This window comes from Nucisporomicrobium flavum (assembly GCF_016464385.1).
GTDB classification, from domain to species: Bacteria; Actinomycetota; Actinomycetes; order Mycobacteriales; family Micromonosporaceae; genus Actinoplanes; species Actinoplanes flavus_A.
The window spans coordinates 32,888-45,591 of sequence record NZ_JADMLH010000008.1 but is presented as its reverse complement, the minus strand read 5'-3'; the positions used below and the strand labels follow the sequence as shown (position 1 = coordinate 45,591).

General features: G+C 71.2%; 16 protein-coding genes. 11 read left to right on the top strand and 5 right to left on the bottom strand.

All coding sequences use genetic code 11. The features are described from left to right. The first annotated feature begins 30 nt into the window (after positions 1-30). The gene (gene corA, locus IT780_RS20110; protein WP_199513160.1) at positions 31-1,173 is read left to right on the top strand and encodes a magnesium/cobalt transporter CorA; all 1,143 of its coding nucleotides are present in this window, start codon (positions 31-33) and stop codon (positions 1,171-1,173) included. 64 nt (positions 1,174-1,237) lie between these two features. Beyond that, positions 1,238-2,689 (top strand): type VII secretion protein EccB, encoded by a 1,452-nt coding sequence (gene eccB / locus IT780_RS20105; protein WP_199513159.1) that lies wholly within the window; start codon positions 1,238-1,240, stop codon positions 2,687-2,689. Between the two features lie 72 nt (positions 2,690-2,761). Here the strand turns inward: eccB and IT780_RS20100 are convergent, their stop codons facing one another. Then, entirely contained in the window at positions 2,762-3,490 is a 729-nt protein-coding gene (locus IT780_RS20100; protein WP_233413182.1) for a hypothetical protein, read from the bottom strand. 177 nt (positions 3,491-3,667) lie between these two features. On the opposite strand from IT780_RS20100, the gene IT780_RS20095 reads away from it, so the two are divergent. Then, positions 3,668-4,198, top strand: a complete 531-nt coding sequence (locus tag IT780_RS20095; protein ID WP_199513157.1) for a peptidylprolyl isomerase — start codon at positions 3,668-3,670, stop codon at positions 4,196-4,198. Between the two features lie 26 nt (positions 4,199-4,224). Further along, positions 4,225-5,139 carry a rhomboid family intramembrane serine protease gene (locus IT780_RS20090; protein WP_199513156.1) on the top strand — a complete coding sequence of 305 codons (915 nt, stop codon included), beginning with the start codon at positions 4,225-4,227 and terminating at the stop codon, positions 5,137-5,139. Here IT780_RS20090 and IT780_RS20085 read toward each other — a convergent pair. Further along, the gene (locus tag IT780_RS20085; RefSeq protein WP_199513155.1) at positions 5,116-5,538 is read right to left on the bottom strand and encodes a PH domain-containing protein; all 423 of its coding nucleotides are present in this window, start codon (positions 5,536-5,538) and stop codon (positions 5,116-5,118) included. The genes IT780_RS20090 and IT780_RS20085 overlap by 24 nt on opposite strands. Positions 5,539-5,575: 37 nt before the next feature. Between IT780_RS20085 and IT780_RS20080 the strand changes: the two genes are divergently transcribed. Beyond that, positions 5,576-6,706, top strand: a complete 1,131-nt coding sequence (locus IT780_RS20080) for an acetyl-CoA C-acyltransferase (protein WP_199513154.1) — start codon at positions 5,576-5,578, stop codon at positions 6,704-6,706. A 13-nt stretch (positions 6,707-6,719) separates the two neighbouring features. Further along, complete coding sequence (locus IT780_RS20075) at positions 6,720-7,211, top strand: hypothetical protein (protein WP_372443738.1); 492 nt, start codon at positions 6,720-6,722, stop codon at positions 7,209-7,211. On the opposite strand, the gene IT780_RS20070 is transcribed toward IT780_RS20075, so the two are convergent. Both IT780_RS20070 and IT780_RS20065 read right to left on the bottom strand, forming a co-directional pair. Beyond that, complete coding sequence (locus IT780_RS20070; RefSeq protein WP_199513153.1) at positions 7,208-8,080, bottom strand: transketolase family protein; 873 nt, start codon at positions 8,078-8,080, stop codon at positions 7,208-7,210. The two genes, IT780_RS20075 and IT780_RS20070, sit on opposite strands and share 4 nt — an antisense overlap. Positions 8,081-8,082: 2 nt before the next feature. Next, positions 8,083-8,751 carry a thiamine pyrophosphate-binding protein gene (locus tag IT780_RS20065; protein WP_199513152.1) on the bottom strand — a complete coding sequence of 223 codons (669 nt, stop codon included), beginning with the start codon at positions 8,749-8,751 and terminating at the stop codon, positions 8,083-8,085. A gap of 48 nt (positions 8,752-8,799) precedes the next feature. Between IT780_RS20065 and soxR the strand changes: the two genes are divergently transcribed. From soxR to IT780_RS20040, 5 genes are all read left to right on the top strand, one after another. After that, positions 8,800-9,240: a redox-sensitive transcriptional activator SoxR gene (soxR, locus tag IT780_RS20060; protein WP_307831276.1), complete on the top strand. Its 441-nt coding sequence runs from the start codon at positions 8,800-8,802 to the stop codon at positions 9,238-9,240. A gap of 80 nt (positions 9,241-9,320) precedes the next feature. Next, complete coding sequence (locus IT780_RS20055; RefSeq protein ID WP_199513150.1) at positions 9,321-9,698, top strand: hypothetical protein; 378 nt, start codon at positions 9,321-9,323, stop codon at positions 9,696-9,698. Next, entirely contained in the window at positions 9,695-10,651 is a 957-nt protein-coding gene (locus IT780_RS20050; protein WP_199513149.1) for a hypothetical protein, read from the top strand. The genes IT780_RS20055 and IT780_RS20050 overlap by 4 nt, the downstream gene beginning before the upstream one ends. 7 nt (positions 10,652-10,658) lie before the next feature. Further along, the gene (locus tag IT780_RS20045; protein WP_199513148.1) at positions 10,659-11,171 is read left to right on the top strand and encodes a hypothetical protein; all 513 of its coding nucleotides are present in this window, start codon (positions 10,659-10,661) and stop codon (positions 11,169-11,171) included. 21 nt (positions 11,172-11,192) lie between these two features. Next, positions 11,193-12,017 (top strand): hypothetical protein, encoded by an 825-nt coding sequence (locus IT780_RS20040; protein WP_199513147.1) that lies wholly within the window; start codon positions 11,193-11,195, stop codon positions 12,015-12,017. 60 nt (positions 12,018-12,077) lie between these two features. Here the strand turns inward: IT780_RS20040 and IT780_RS20035 are convergent, their stop codons facing one another. After that, positions 12,078-12,692: a TetR/AcrR family transcriptional regulator gene (locus IT780_RS20035; protein WP_199513146.1), complete on the bottom strand. Its 615-nt coding sequence runs from the start codon at positions 12,690-12,692 to the stop codon at positions 12,078-12,080. Positions 12,693-12,704: the final 12 nt, after the last annotated feature.

The following is a 12,704-nucleotide window of genomic DNA, read 5'->3' as shown; positions in this document are numbered from 1 at the left end:
GGGCCGCGATCACCCCTGGGGGAGGCAGTCATGAGCGACAGCAGCGTGCGCCGCAGCAGGTCCACCGGGGTGAACAGGTCCTTGTCGCGCGCCTGGACGGCCCCCGTCCGGGCGATGAACCGCTTCCTCGGCACCGCCGACGGCCAGCAGCCCGGCACCGGCAAGGAGTTTCACGGCAGCGCCGTCGTCGACTGCGGCGTGTACGTGGACGGCAAGCGCGAGCCCGGCGACTTCACCCCCGACGAGGCGCTGCGCGAGGCGTGCAGCCGCGAGAACGCGTTCGTCTGGCTGGGCCTGCACGAGCCCACCCAGGCCGAGATGGCCGCCGTCGCGCAGACGTACGGGCTGCACGAGCTGGCGGTCGAGGACGCCGTCAAGGCCGAGCAGCGCCCCAAGCTGGAGCAGTTCGGCGCCGTGCAGTTCCTGGTGCTGCGTACCGCCCGCTACGTGCCGCACGGAGAGCTCACCGAGAACTCGCAGATCGTCGAGACGGGGCAGATGATGCTGTTCGTCGGCGAGCGCTTCGTGATCACCGTCCGGCACGGCGACGCCACCAAGCTCGCCCCGGTGCGGGCCGACATGGAGGGGCGCGGCGACCTGCTCGCCCAGGGGCCGTGGGCGGTGGCGTACGCGGTGACCGACCGGGTGGTGGACGCGTACATCGAGGTGGCCGACCAGGTGGAGGCGGACCTCGACATCATCGAGGAGGGCGCCTTCTCCCGGGACCGGGGCGCCCCGGTGCAGGCGATCTACCAGATGAAGCGGGAGATCGTGGAGTTCCGCCGGGCCGTCGTGCCGCTGCAGCGCCCGCTCGCCACGATCACCGCCTCGCAGAGCCGGCTCGTCCCCAAGGAGATCCGCCGCTACTTCCGCGACGTGCAGGACCACCTGACGCGGACCGTCGAGCAGGTGTCCTCGTACGACGACCTGCTGAACTCGATCCTGCAGGCGCGCCTGGCACAGGTCACGGTCGACCAGAACAACGACATGCGCAAGATCGCCGCCTGGGCCGGCATGTCCGCGGTCTGGACCGCGATCGCCGGCGTGTACGGGATGAACTTCGAGTTCATGCCCGAGACGAAGTGGCAGTACGGCTACCCCGCCGTCCTCACGATCATGGTCGTCATCTCGGTGCTGCTCTACCGGGCCTTCCGGCGCAACGGCTGGCTCTGACCGGCCCCCCATCGCCCGGCGTCGACCTCTACAGTGAGGCGGACACACCGGGGAGGGAAGTCGCGTGCCGTCTCGGCAGGATCAGCTGCACTCGTACCAGTACTCGCAGCAGCGGGTGGTGGCCGCGCTGGTCACGCACGACCCCGACCCGCACCGCTCGCCGCTGCGGCGCGCCGGGACGACCGTACTGATCAGCATCGTGGTGGCCGCGCTCGCGGTCGGTGGCGCCGCCGTCTACGGCCTGATCAAGGGCCGCAGCAGCGTGGAACCGCGCAACGAGTCCGTGGTGTTCCTGGAGAAGGGCACCGGCGCGCGCTACGTCTACCTCAAGTCCGACGACAAGATGCACCCGGTGCTGAACTACACCTCGGGCCTGCTCGCCGCCAACGCCCCGGCGCCGGAGATCAGGAACGCCTCCCGGGAGAGCCTGGCCAAGGTTCCGCTGGGCGACCCGCTGGGCATCCCGGGCGCGCCCGACTCGCTGCCGCCGGCAAAAGGTGGCCTGGTCAAGAGCCTGTGGACGGTCTGCTCGCAGGTGGCCGACAGCGAGGCCCCGCAGAGCGTGCTGGCCGTCGGCACGCCGGCCTCCGGTGGCACGCCGCTGCCCGTGCCCCGGGCCGACACCCCCGCGAGCGAGCTGCGCGGCCTGCTGGTCAGCGACACCGCCGACCGTACGTTCCTGGTCTACAACAACCGGCGCTTCCTGATCCCCGCTGCCCGGCTGCAGCAGACCCGGGTGTGGTTCCGGTGGACCCAGGCGCCGCTCTCGGTGTCGCCCGCGTGGGTGAACGCGGTGCCGATCGGCCCGGACCTCAAGCCGCCGTCGATCCCGGACTTCGGTGACCCGTCGGCGGAGATCAACGAGTTCGAGGTCGGGCAGGTGCTGCGCATCCACAGCGACGGCAACACCGCCGACCAGTGGGGCGTCGTGCTCAGCGACGGCGTGGCCGACCTGACCGACGTACAGGCCGCGCTCATGCAGGCCGACCCGGAGGCGTACAGCGTCCGGGAGATGGACCTCACCCTGTACGGCAACCTGCCCCGCTCGAAGACCCAGCTGGTCAGCGCGGCCAACGCCGCGGGCCTGCCGCCCGCCGTACCGGTGCTGCTCAACGGCCCGGAGAGCGTCTGCCTCAGCTATGACGGCTCCGGCCCGGACGGGGGCGTCAGCATCACCATCGGCCCCTCCGTCCCCGCGGGCACGGCGGTGGTGGGCGAGGCGGCGGCCGCAGGCGACGACCAGGCCGACCGCGTGTACGTGCCCCGCGGCAAGGGAGCCCTCGTGGTGTCGATGGCCTCACCGACCGCGCCCGCCGGCACCGGGACGGTCAGCATCGTCACCGACACCGGCCGCAGCTATCCGCTGGCCGACCGGGACGTGATGGCGAAGCTGGGCTACGGCGGCGTGCAGCCGCAGCAGATCCCCGGCCAGCTGGTCGACCTGCTGCCGGTCGGACCGGCGCTGGACCCCGCGCGGGCCCGGCTGTCCGAGCCCGGGGTCGAGCAGAACCCGTAACCCGCGCAGCGCAGAGCGGCGGACGGACGCCCGATGCCGGATCGTCCGCCCGCCGTGTGCTGCAACCGGGGGTCAGCTCTTGTTCTTGCCGTTCGCCATCCGGGCCACCTCGGGGCTGTGCAGCGCCGAGTCGGTCTGGTCGCCGGTCGGCACGAGCTCCGGGTCGGCGTCGGCGGCCAGCAGCGGGTCACCCGCGACCGTGCCGACGGCCGGGCTCTTCGCACCGGCCGGCGTCACGAAACCCGACGGGCCGGAGAGGTCCGCCGGTTCGAACGCGGCATCCCCGGCCGGCACGGTGGTGCTCACCGGGCCGCTGGGGTCGTACTCGTCCCACTGGTCACTGCGACGCTTGCGCAGCGCGTACGCGCCCGCCGCACCGACGACGGCGCCGGCCAGCGCGAGCTTCGCGAGCTTGCCGCCCGTGCTGCCCTGCTTGCGGCCGATCGCCTTGTTCGCCCGCTTCTCGAGCTTCTTGGCGTTCTTCTTGTTGGCCTTGGCGGCTTCCTTGTTGGCCTGAACAGCCCTCTTGTTCGCCTTCTCGGCCTTCTTGCCCGTCTTCTTCACGTTCTCGCTCGCGGCCGCGACCAGCGGGCCGAGCGTCGCGACGGCCGAGCCCCAGCCGCCGGCCGCTGCACCCTTGGCCTTGGCAGCCGCCGGCTGCACCCGGTCGCGAGCTGCGGAGAACTTGGGCCCCACGGTTGCGCTGGTCTCCTGAGCGGCGAGTGATGCCGCGCGCTTGAAGTGATCAACGCTCTGGCTGAGCTCGTTCTTCATCTTCGCGTTGCGGTTCTTCCGTCGCATGGTTGCGAACACCAGTGCCCACCTCCTGTGGATCAGTCCCGAGTTCAATGCTGCCTCCTTGGGGTACCCCAGCGGAGGCGGTTCAGACACATGGGGGAGGATCCGAACCGTAAAGAACTGTCCAGCGCCGATGCGCGACCCGCGGATCGGCGACCGCGACACCCGTTAGGAGTACCCGTGGCTGAGACGCTCTACGCCACCCTGCACACCAACCACGGTCCGATCCGGCTCCAGCTCTTCCCGGACCACGCGCCGGCCACCGTGCGCAACTTCGTGGAGCTCGCGGAGGGGACGAAGGACTACGTCGACCCGCGGACCGGCCAGAAGGGCAGCGGCCCGTACTACGACGGGACCATCTCCCACCGGGTCATCGCCAACTTCATGGTCCAGATGGGCGACCCGACCGGCACCGGCCGCGGCGGGCCCGGCTTCCAGTTCGCCGACGAGTTCCACCCGGAGCTGCAGTTCGACCGCCCGTACCTGCTCGCGATGGCGAACGCCGGCCCGGGCACGAACGGTTCGCAGTTCTTCATCACGGTCAGCCCGACCCCGCACCTCAACCGGCGGCACACGATCTTCGGCCAGGTCGCCGACGAGCAGTCGGCCAAGGTCGTGGACTCCATCGCCACCACGCCGACCGGCCCCGGCGACCGTCCGCGCGAGGACGTCGTCATCGAGCGCGTGGAGATCGAGCGGGTCGGCGGGTAGTCACCCCTCCCGGGTACCTTTGAACCATGAGTGAGTCTCCGGTGACGGCGCCCGTCTGCTATCGGCACCCGTCCAAGGAGACCTATATCCGGTGCACCCGCTGCGAGCGGCCCATCTGCCCGGATTGCATGAACGAGGCCTCGGTCGGGCACCAGTGCCCGGAGTGCGTCGCCCAGGGGCGGCGCACGCAGCGGCCGGCTCGCACCGCTTTCGGCGGTAGCGCGGCCGGCCGCGCCGGGACGGCCACGAAGAGCCTCATCGGCATCAACGTCGTGGTCATGCTGATCTCGATCATGTCCGGCGGCTCGAACGCGGTGGCCGGCGGCGGCTGGGGCGGCCTGCTCGGCAGCGACACCCCGCTCACCCAGTGGGGCGCGGTGCTCGGCCGCGCGGTGTACGGCCCGCTCGGCGAGCCGGCGATGCACGGCATCGCCGGCAACGGCGAGTGGTATCGCCTGGTCACGGCGATGTTCCTGCACTACGGCATCCTGCACCTGCTGATGAACATGTACGCGCTGTGGATCCTCGGCCGCGAGCTCGAGCGCGTCCTCGGCCCGGTGCGCTACGTGGCCCTCTACGTGCTCGCGGGCCTCGGCGGCAACGTCGCGGCGTACGTCTTCTCGGCGCCCAACCAGATGACGGCCGGCGCCTCCACCGCGGTGTTCGGCCTGATGGCGGCGATGTTCGTGCTGCTGCGCCGGCTCAAGCTCAGCGTCGCGCCGATCCTTCCGGTGATCGTCATCAACGTGGTCTTCACGTTCGCCGTGACCGGCATCTCCGTCGCGGGCCACCTGGGCGGGCTGGTCACGGGCTTCATCGCGGCGGTGATCCTCGCGTACGCGCCGGCGCGCATCCGCAACGTCGTGCAGGGCGTGGGACTGGCCGCGGTGTTCGTCGTGCTGCTCGTGCTCGCGGTCCTACGAACGCTCTCGCTGAGCTAGCTCGGTCAGGGCCGCCGCGACGTTTTGCGGGTCCGTTCCCAGCTCATGCGCGCTGAACAGGTGCAGGCTCTCCCCGGCGTCGATCTCCAGCAGCTCGTTGCGCAGGCCGCGGCGGGTACGGCTGTCGACGCGTACCCGCTCGATCCGGGCCCAGGGCAGGTGCCGGCGGGCCGCGAAGCCGCTGACCACCGTGACCCCGGCGGCGTCCGCGGTGAGGCGTACCGGGCGGATCAGGTCGCGGACGGCCCAGAGGGTCAGGCCTGCCGCCGCGGCGAGGGCCAGCGCCCAGCGCACCGGGTCGCCGTCGCCGAACGCCACCACGAGCACGACCAGGGCGGCCGCACCCAGCAGTTTGGTCACCGGCAGCACGGGTCGCACCCGCCACTCGAGATACGGCATGGGCACCACTATGGCAGTCCGGCGTACCGTCGGCAGTATGCGAGATGCGGTGATCGTGGGGGCGGTGCGGACCCCCGTGGGGCGGCGCAACGGCGGGCTGTCCGGCGTACACCCGGTTGATCTGGCGGCCGGGGTGCTCCGGACCCTGAGCGAACGGTCGAAGCTCGACCCGGCCGACGTCGAGGACGTCTTCTGGGGTTGTGTCTCCCAGGTGGGCGAGCAGTCGTGGAACATCGGGCGCAACGCGGTGCTCGCCGCCGGCTGGCCCGAGTCGGTGCCCGCCACCACGATGGACCGGCAGTGCGGCTCCAGCCAGCAGGCTCTGCACTTCGCCGCGGCCACCGTGCTCTCCGGCCAGGCCGATCTGGTGGTCGCCGGCGGGGTCGAGTCGATGAGCCGGGTGCCGATGGGATCCAGCGCCGCGGGGCAGGATCCGTACGGCGAGTCGATCCGGGAGCGTTACGGCACGACCACGTTCAACCAGGGCGTCGGCGCCGAGATGATGGCCGCGCGCTGGGGCTTCTCCCGGGCACAGCTCGACGAGTACGCCCTGGCCAGCCACGCCGCCGCGGCGAAGGCGCAGGACGCCGGCGAGTTCGACGCGGAGATCGCGCCGGTCGGGGCGGCGGACCGTGACGAGGGCATCCGGCGGGACACCACGCTCGAGAAGCTCGGCGGGCTCAAGACGCCGTTCAAGGAGGACGGGGTCGTCACGGCCGGTACGGCGTCTCAGATCTCCGACGGCGCGGCCGCGCTCGCGGTCACGACCTCACGCTGGGCGGCCGCGCACGGCCTGACGCCGCTCGCGCGGATCCACACCGCGGTCGTCGCGGCCGACGACCCGGTGATCATGCTGACCGCGCCGATCCCGGCCACCGCGAAGGCGCTGGCCAGGTCGGGGCTCACCCTGGACGACATCGGGGTGTACGAGGTGAACGAGGCGTTCGCACCCGTACCGCTGGCGTGGCTCGCGGAGACCGGCGCGGACCCGTCCCGCCTCAACCCGCGCGGCGGTGCGATCGCCCTCGGCCACCCGCTCGGCGCGTCCGGTGCCCGGATCATGACGACGATGCTGCACCACATGCGACAGACCGGCGTGCGGTACGGCCTGCAGACCATGTGCGAGGGCGGCGGAATGGCCAACGCCACGATCGTCGAGATCCTGTAATTCGATATTCATCGTGACATGGCCGCGCCTTCCCCTGGGCATCGCCGTTAAACGCCACATGGACGTGTTCTCCCGTACGTTCCTTCCCGCCGCCGCCGAAGCCGGCGTGGCCATCGCGACCGTCAGCCGGCACATGCCCATCTTCCGGCGCTGCGTGGAGCCCGACGACTCCACCGTCCTGGTGACCCGGTGCGTCAACCCGGACCGCCCGCTGGCCGGCGAATACCTGATGCTGCTGACGTACCGGCGGCTGGTCATCACGCAGGAGACGCGGCTGCTGCACCGGCTGCGCCTGCACCTGAACGCCAACCTGCGCCACCTGAGCGAGGTCACCTGGAACACGGACCTCCGGCTCGCCGCCGTGGACGTCGCAGCGACCGCGGTGGACGGCGTCCGCGAGCGCTTCCGGGTCCGCGTCGGCGAACCGGACCGTGTCTGGCACTTCGACGCGCGGTTCAAGCAGGTCTTCCGCGAGCGCCGGTCGAGCCTGCAGATCGCCGCCTAACCGAGGAATCCGGCGATCGACCGGCGCAGGCCCGCCGCGTCGAGGCCGTGCCAGCGGGCGTGGTCCGCGGGCGAGCCGTACCGCCGCTCCTCGGTCCGGCTCACGCCGAGATGCAGGGAACGATGGGGTACGTCGGCCAGCGCCGCGGCGATGATCCGGCTGGACGTCCCCTCGAGGTACGGCTCCACCATCACCACCTCGGCCGGTCGCAGGGCACGCAGCCCGTCCGTGTCGAAGGGCCGCGGCGTGTGCGTGTAGGCCACCGTGACGTCCAGGTCGCGGGTGGCCTCCAGCGCCGCGTCGAGCAGCGGCCCGACGACGACCACCACCGCACCGGTACGGCCGCGCCGGATCACCTTCAGCTCGGTGCCGGGGTGGGCACGGCTGTTCTGCTGTGACGAGAGGCGGACGTACACCCGGTCGTCGTGGTGCGCCGCCGCCCGCAGCAGTCCCGGCACCTCGTCCGGGTGCCCGGGTACGTGCACGGTCCACCCGTCGAGCGTGTCGAGCAGCGCCACGTCTCCGGGTGACTGGTGGGTGTAGCCCTCGGCCGACGCGTCGTACGAGGCGCCGATGCTCACCAGCACCGCCCCGGCGTCCTGGTGGCCGAGGTCCAGCTTGATCTGCTCGTACGCCCGGTCGACGGCGAAGGGCGCGTACGAGTGCACGTACGGCCGCATCCCGGTGAGCGCGAGCCCACCCGCGACGCCGGTCATCAGCTGTTCACGGATGCCTACGTTGATCACCCGGTCCGGGTGCCGGCGCATCGCCGGCGCGAAGGCGTCGGCGGAGATGTCGGCGAGGACGACGGCGGTCCGCGGGTCCTCCTCCAGCAGCGCCGTGGTGGTGGCGACGAAGGTCTCTCGCATGGTCAGCTCCCCTTGGGCTCGACGACGGCGATGACGACGTGCGGGCGGTCGCGGCGCGGCATCAGGGCCGCCTCCAGCGCGGTGTGGTCGCGACCGTCCACGACGGACACGCCCCAGCCGACGAAACGGCTCGCGATCCCGCCCGGCCAGCCGTGCGTGGCGGACTGGTTGTCGACGACGATCGCGGTCAGGGGCAGCCCGGTGGCTGCCGCGTACGCGATCGCCTCGTGGTTCGATCCCTCGTCCAGCTCGGCGTCGCCGAGCAGCACGAAGGTGCGCGTCTCGTCGTACCCCTGGGCGCGCAGGCCGAGGGCGGTCCCGACCGCGAGGCCGAGTCCGTGCCCGAGCGACCCGGTCCCGATCTCGACCCCGGGGATCAGCACCCGGTCGGGGTGGTGCCCGAGCCGGCTCTCCGGCCCGGCGAGGTCGTCGAGCCAGGCGACGGGGAAGAAGCCTTTCGCGGCGAGGACCGCGTAGTACGCGGCGGGTCCGTGCCCCTTGGAGAGCAGGAACCGGTCCCGGTCGGGCTCGTCGGCGGTCTCCGGCGACACCCGCAGCACCCGGTCGTAGAGCACCCACAGGATGTCGAGCGTCGAGTGCGCGCTCGGCGAATGCTTCTCGTCCCCGGTGATGCGGGTCAACAACTCTGGTTCCACGGCGGTGACGGTCATAGGCTCAGCGTGCAACCTAAAGTTCACTTCAACTCAAGAGGTACGGGTGTGGAGCTCCTCACGATCGGCGACCTGGCCGCGCGCAGCGGCGTCGCCCCCTCCGCCCTGCGTTTCTACGAGCGCGAGGGCCTGATCCACGCCACCCGCACGGGGGGCAACCAGCGCCGCTACGAACGGCACGAGCTGCGCCGGGTGGCGTTCATCCGGATCGCGCAGCAGGTCGGGGTGTCGCTCGAGGAGGTCCGCGAGGCGCTGGCGGCGTTGCCGGAGAGCAGGACGCCGACCAAGGCCGACTGGGCGCGGCTGTCCGCCCGGTGGCGGCGCAAGCTCGAGGACCGGATCGCGATGATGGAACGGCTGCGCGATCAGCTGACGGGCTGCATCGGCTGCGGGTGCCTGTCGCTGCAGCGGTGCAACCTGATCAACCCGAAGGACCGCCTGGCCGAGCGCGGGCAGGGCGCCCAGATGGTCGTGAACCCGCCCGCCTGACCGGTCCTCCCTGCTTCCTGGCCTGCGGTATCGTGTCGCCTTGCGACGGGCGTCGATGCTTGGTGACGGGGGAGGTCACGATGCCGCACAGCGGTGATGAGCTCGGTGCTGACCTGGTGGATCTGTGGGAGGCCGGGCAGTACGAGCTGAAGCCGGTGGCAGGGCAGATCCGTGAGGCCGCGGGCGCGCTGCTGCTGGCCGACAACAGCGGCTACAACTGGTATCGCGACGGCAAGCTCGGCGGCCCGTACGGTCCGGCGAAGCCCGCCTGGGAGAGCCTGCGCGACGACTTCTTCGAGATCCTGCGGACCACGGCGGAGAACCTCGACCTGACCGGCGACGCGATGGTCCTCGCCGCCGACGAGTACGCGAGCACCGACTCCGTCGCGGGCAAGAAGTTCGAGGAGCTGAAACCCGCGGTGGAGGCGGCGCACGCGCAGGACGGTGTTCCGCAGTGAGCTACGAGCAGCTCGCGGACCACGCCGCGAAGTTGGAGACCTCCGCCATCGAGATGGATCTCAAGCAGCGGGGCTTCACCAAGAGCCACGGCAAGTGGTACGGCGGTTCCGGCATCGACGACAAGACGATGCAGGACGTGGTGGACATCACCGCCGGGCGCTTCTCCGGAGTGGCCGAGATGTTCGCGCCGTTCCTCGGCATGCCGGACCCGGCCGGGTTCGAGCCCGCGATCGCCGCGGTGACCAGGGCGGCGTCCAAGCTCAACAACGGCACGGCCCCCGACGTCGTCAACAACGTCGGCGTGACCGTCAACGAGGCGCTCGGCGGCATGGACCGGGTCGGCACGCTGGTCGCCGACTGGCGCGGGCCGGCGGCGACGGCGTTCCGCAACAACTACCTCGACCGCTTCAAGGGCGTCACCGCCAACCAGTACGCGATGGCACTGACCCTCAAGGGCGGCCTGGAGGCGGAGCGGGGCCTGTGGAAGGCGGCCCGCCAGAGCGTCGACGAGCTCGCCCACGCCGCGCAGCAGTCGCTCGACGCCATGCTCGACTGCAACCCGAAGGAGACGGCCTGCCTGCTCACCGTCGTCGGGTCGATCTTCGCGGTGGCCGCGGCCGTACCCAGCTTCGGCGCGTCCCTGGCGATCACCCTGACCGTGGTCGGCGAGGTCGCCTCGTCGGCGGCGTCGATCCCGATGGAGGATCCGAAGCCCGTCAAGTTCAACGGCAAGAACGCCATGGCGATCGTCGAGCAGATCCGCAAGGGCCTCGAGGAGCTCGCGAAGGACATCACCGAGAAGGAGCGCGTCATCGCCGACGCGATGGCCTCCTCGCACTCCGTGCTGACCGGCAGCCGCGAGAAGTTCCTGTCGAACCGGCCCGCGCTGGCCGACGCCACCGCCGCGACCGTCACCGGCAACGGCCCCAACGGCCTCGGCACGGCGGAGTGAGGATCTGATGGGCGAGCTCGCCGACCGGGTCGACAGCATGCGCGTCCGCGTCTCCACGCCGGACGGAGCGATCACCGCGGAACTGTACGACCGCAGCAAGCTGACGCTGACGTTCCTGCAGGGCTGGTACGACCTCTGCGACGACAGCGACCTCGAACGGCGGCTGGCCACGCTGGCACAGCTGCTCTGGGTCGCCCGCACCCGCGAGTACTGGCGCACCTTCAGCGACGTGGCAGGCGAGACCGTCACAGGTGAGGACACCCCGGTCAGCGCCCGCGACCTCGACTGGCGCGCGGAACGCGACGAACTGGTCGCCCGGGGCTACTCACCCGACGGCCGGATCGCCGTCAAAGCGGTCGGCATGCGGCAGTGGGAAGTGCACATCAGCCCCGGTACGGTACGGGCGCTGTCGGAGCACGAGTTCGCCGAGGCGGCGGCGCAGGCGGCCGGGGAGCTGATCAACGACCAGTTCGCGAAGATCGCCGAGCTGTCCAACAAGTACTACGGCTACGACCGGTAACGAGCGAGGGAGATCCGACCAGTGCGAGGCAAAGTATGGCTGGCCGCCGCTGCCGCGGTCGTGGTCGTGCTGGCGGTCGTCGTCGTGGTCCTGCTGACCCGCGGTGACAGCGACTCGCCGCAGGGGCAATGCCGCCTGGTCACCCCGCCGTCGGCCGCGCCCGTCGACGACACTTCGACCGTCCGCGTCGCCGAACAGGGCTACACCCGGGTCGGCTCGCCGGCGTTGTCCACGGTGACCATCGGCGCGGTCTTGGAGAACCCGAGCGACCGGGTCGCCTACCGCACCCGGGTCACCTTCGACGTGCTGGGCCCCGACGGCCGCAGCGTCGTCACCGACTCGTTCCGCCGCTTCCAGGTCCTCGAGGTGCCGATCATCCTGCCCGGCGCGAAGATCCCGGTCGGCGACTCCCTCGCCGCCACCCGCCTCGCCGAGGTCGGCTCGGTCACGATCAAACCGGTGGTGAGCCAGTGGCTGCCGGCCGGCGGCGGCAACGACGGCCTCGCCCCCGTCACCGCCACCCTCGTGCCGGACAAGACCACCCGCGACGCCGAGGGCAGCGGCGTCATCACGTACGACGCCCGCTCGGCCAACTGCACCGACCTGGTCTCCCGCGGCTCGTCGTACGTCCTGCGCGACGCCGGCGGAAAGCTCATCGGCGGCGGGCTGTCCGACGAGCCCGAGCCCTCGGGCTGCGACATCTCCGAGAACCGCTACCCCAACAGTTTCAACACGGCCCTGCGGAGCATCCCGGAGGGCGCCGACCTGGCCAAGACCCAGGTGGCGTCGCTCTGCGACCTCGGTCCCCGCCCCGCAGCGACCGGTTCCGGAGCCCCCGTCAACTGACCGTCCCGGCACCGTACGGTCAGAGCCCGTGGACCAGCCAGCTAGGTTAAGCCCGACGGCTCACGGGCGCTCGTCGGCCTCTTCCATCCGCTGACCGTGCAGCGCGCGAAGCGCGTCCAGGGCGACCGCGGTGAGAACGGCGCGGCCGACACCGGCGCGGCCGAGCAGCTCCATCCCCCGGGTGACGGCGACGAAGTACATCGCGAGCGATTGCACGTTCGCGTCCTCCGGGATCTCGCCGCTGTCCCGCGCATGTTCCAGGCATTGCGCATAGACCCCGGCGAGCTGCTCGATGCCGTCCTTCGTGGCCGTCGACAGTGGATCCGCCTCGCCGGTGGATTCGACCAGCGCGCGGGTGGTCAGCGAGACGCGCCGGTCACTGCTGCTGAACTCGATCGCCATCGTGAGCAGGTGACCCCGGATGCGGTCCAGCGGCGAGGCGTCGTCGTGCCCGAGCGCTTCCGAGACGGCCCGGGTCGCCTCCTCCCGGTCCTCGGAGAGCGCCCGGAAGAACAATTCCCGCTTCCCGCCGAACGCGTTGTACAAGCTCTGCTTCCCCAGCCCGGTCGCCCGGACGAGGTCGTCGAGCGTCGCAGCGGCAAGCCCGTGCACGGCGAACACCTCACTGGCGCTGCTGACGACATCACTCTCGACGAACTTGCGGGGCCGGGCCATGTGAGCAAGCCT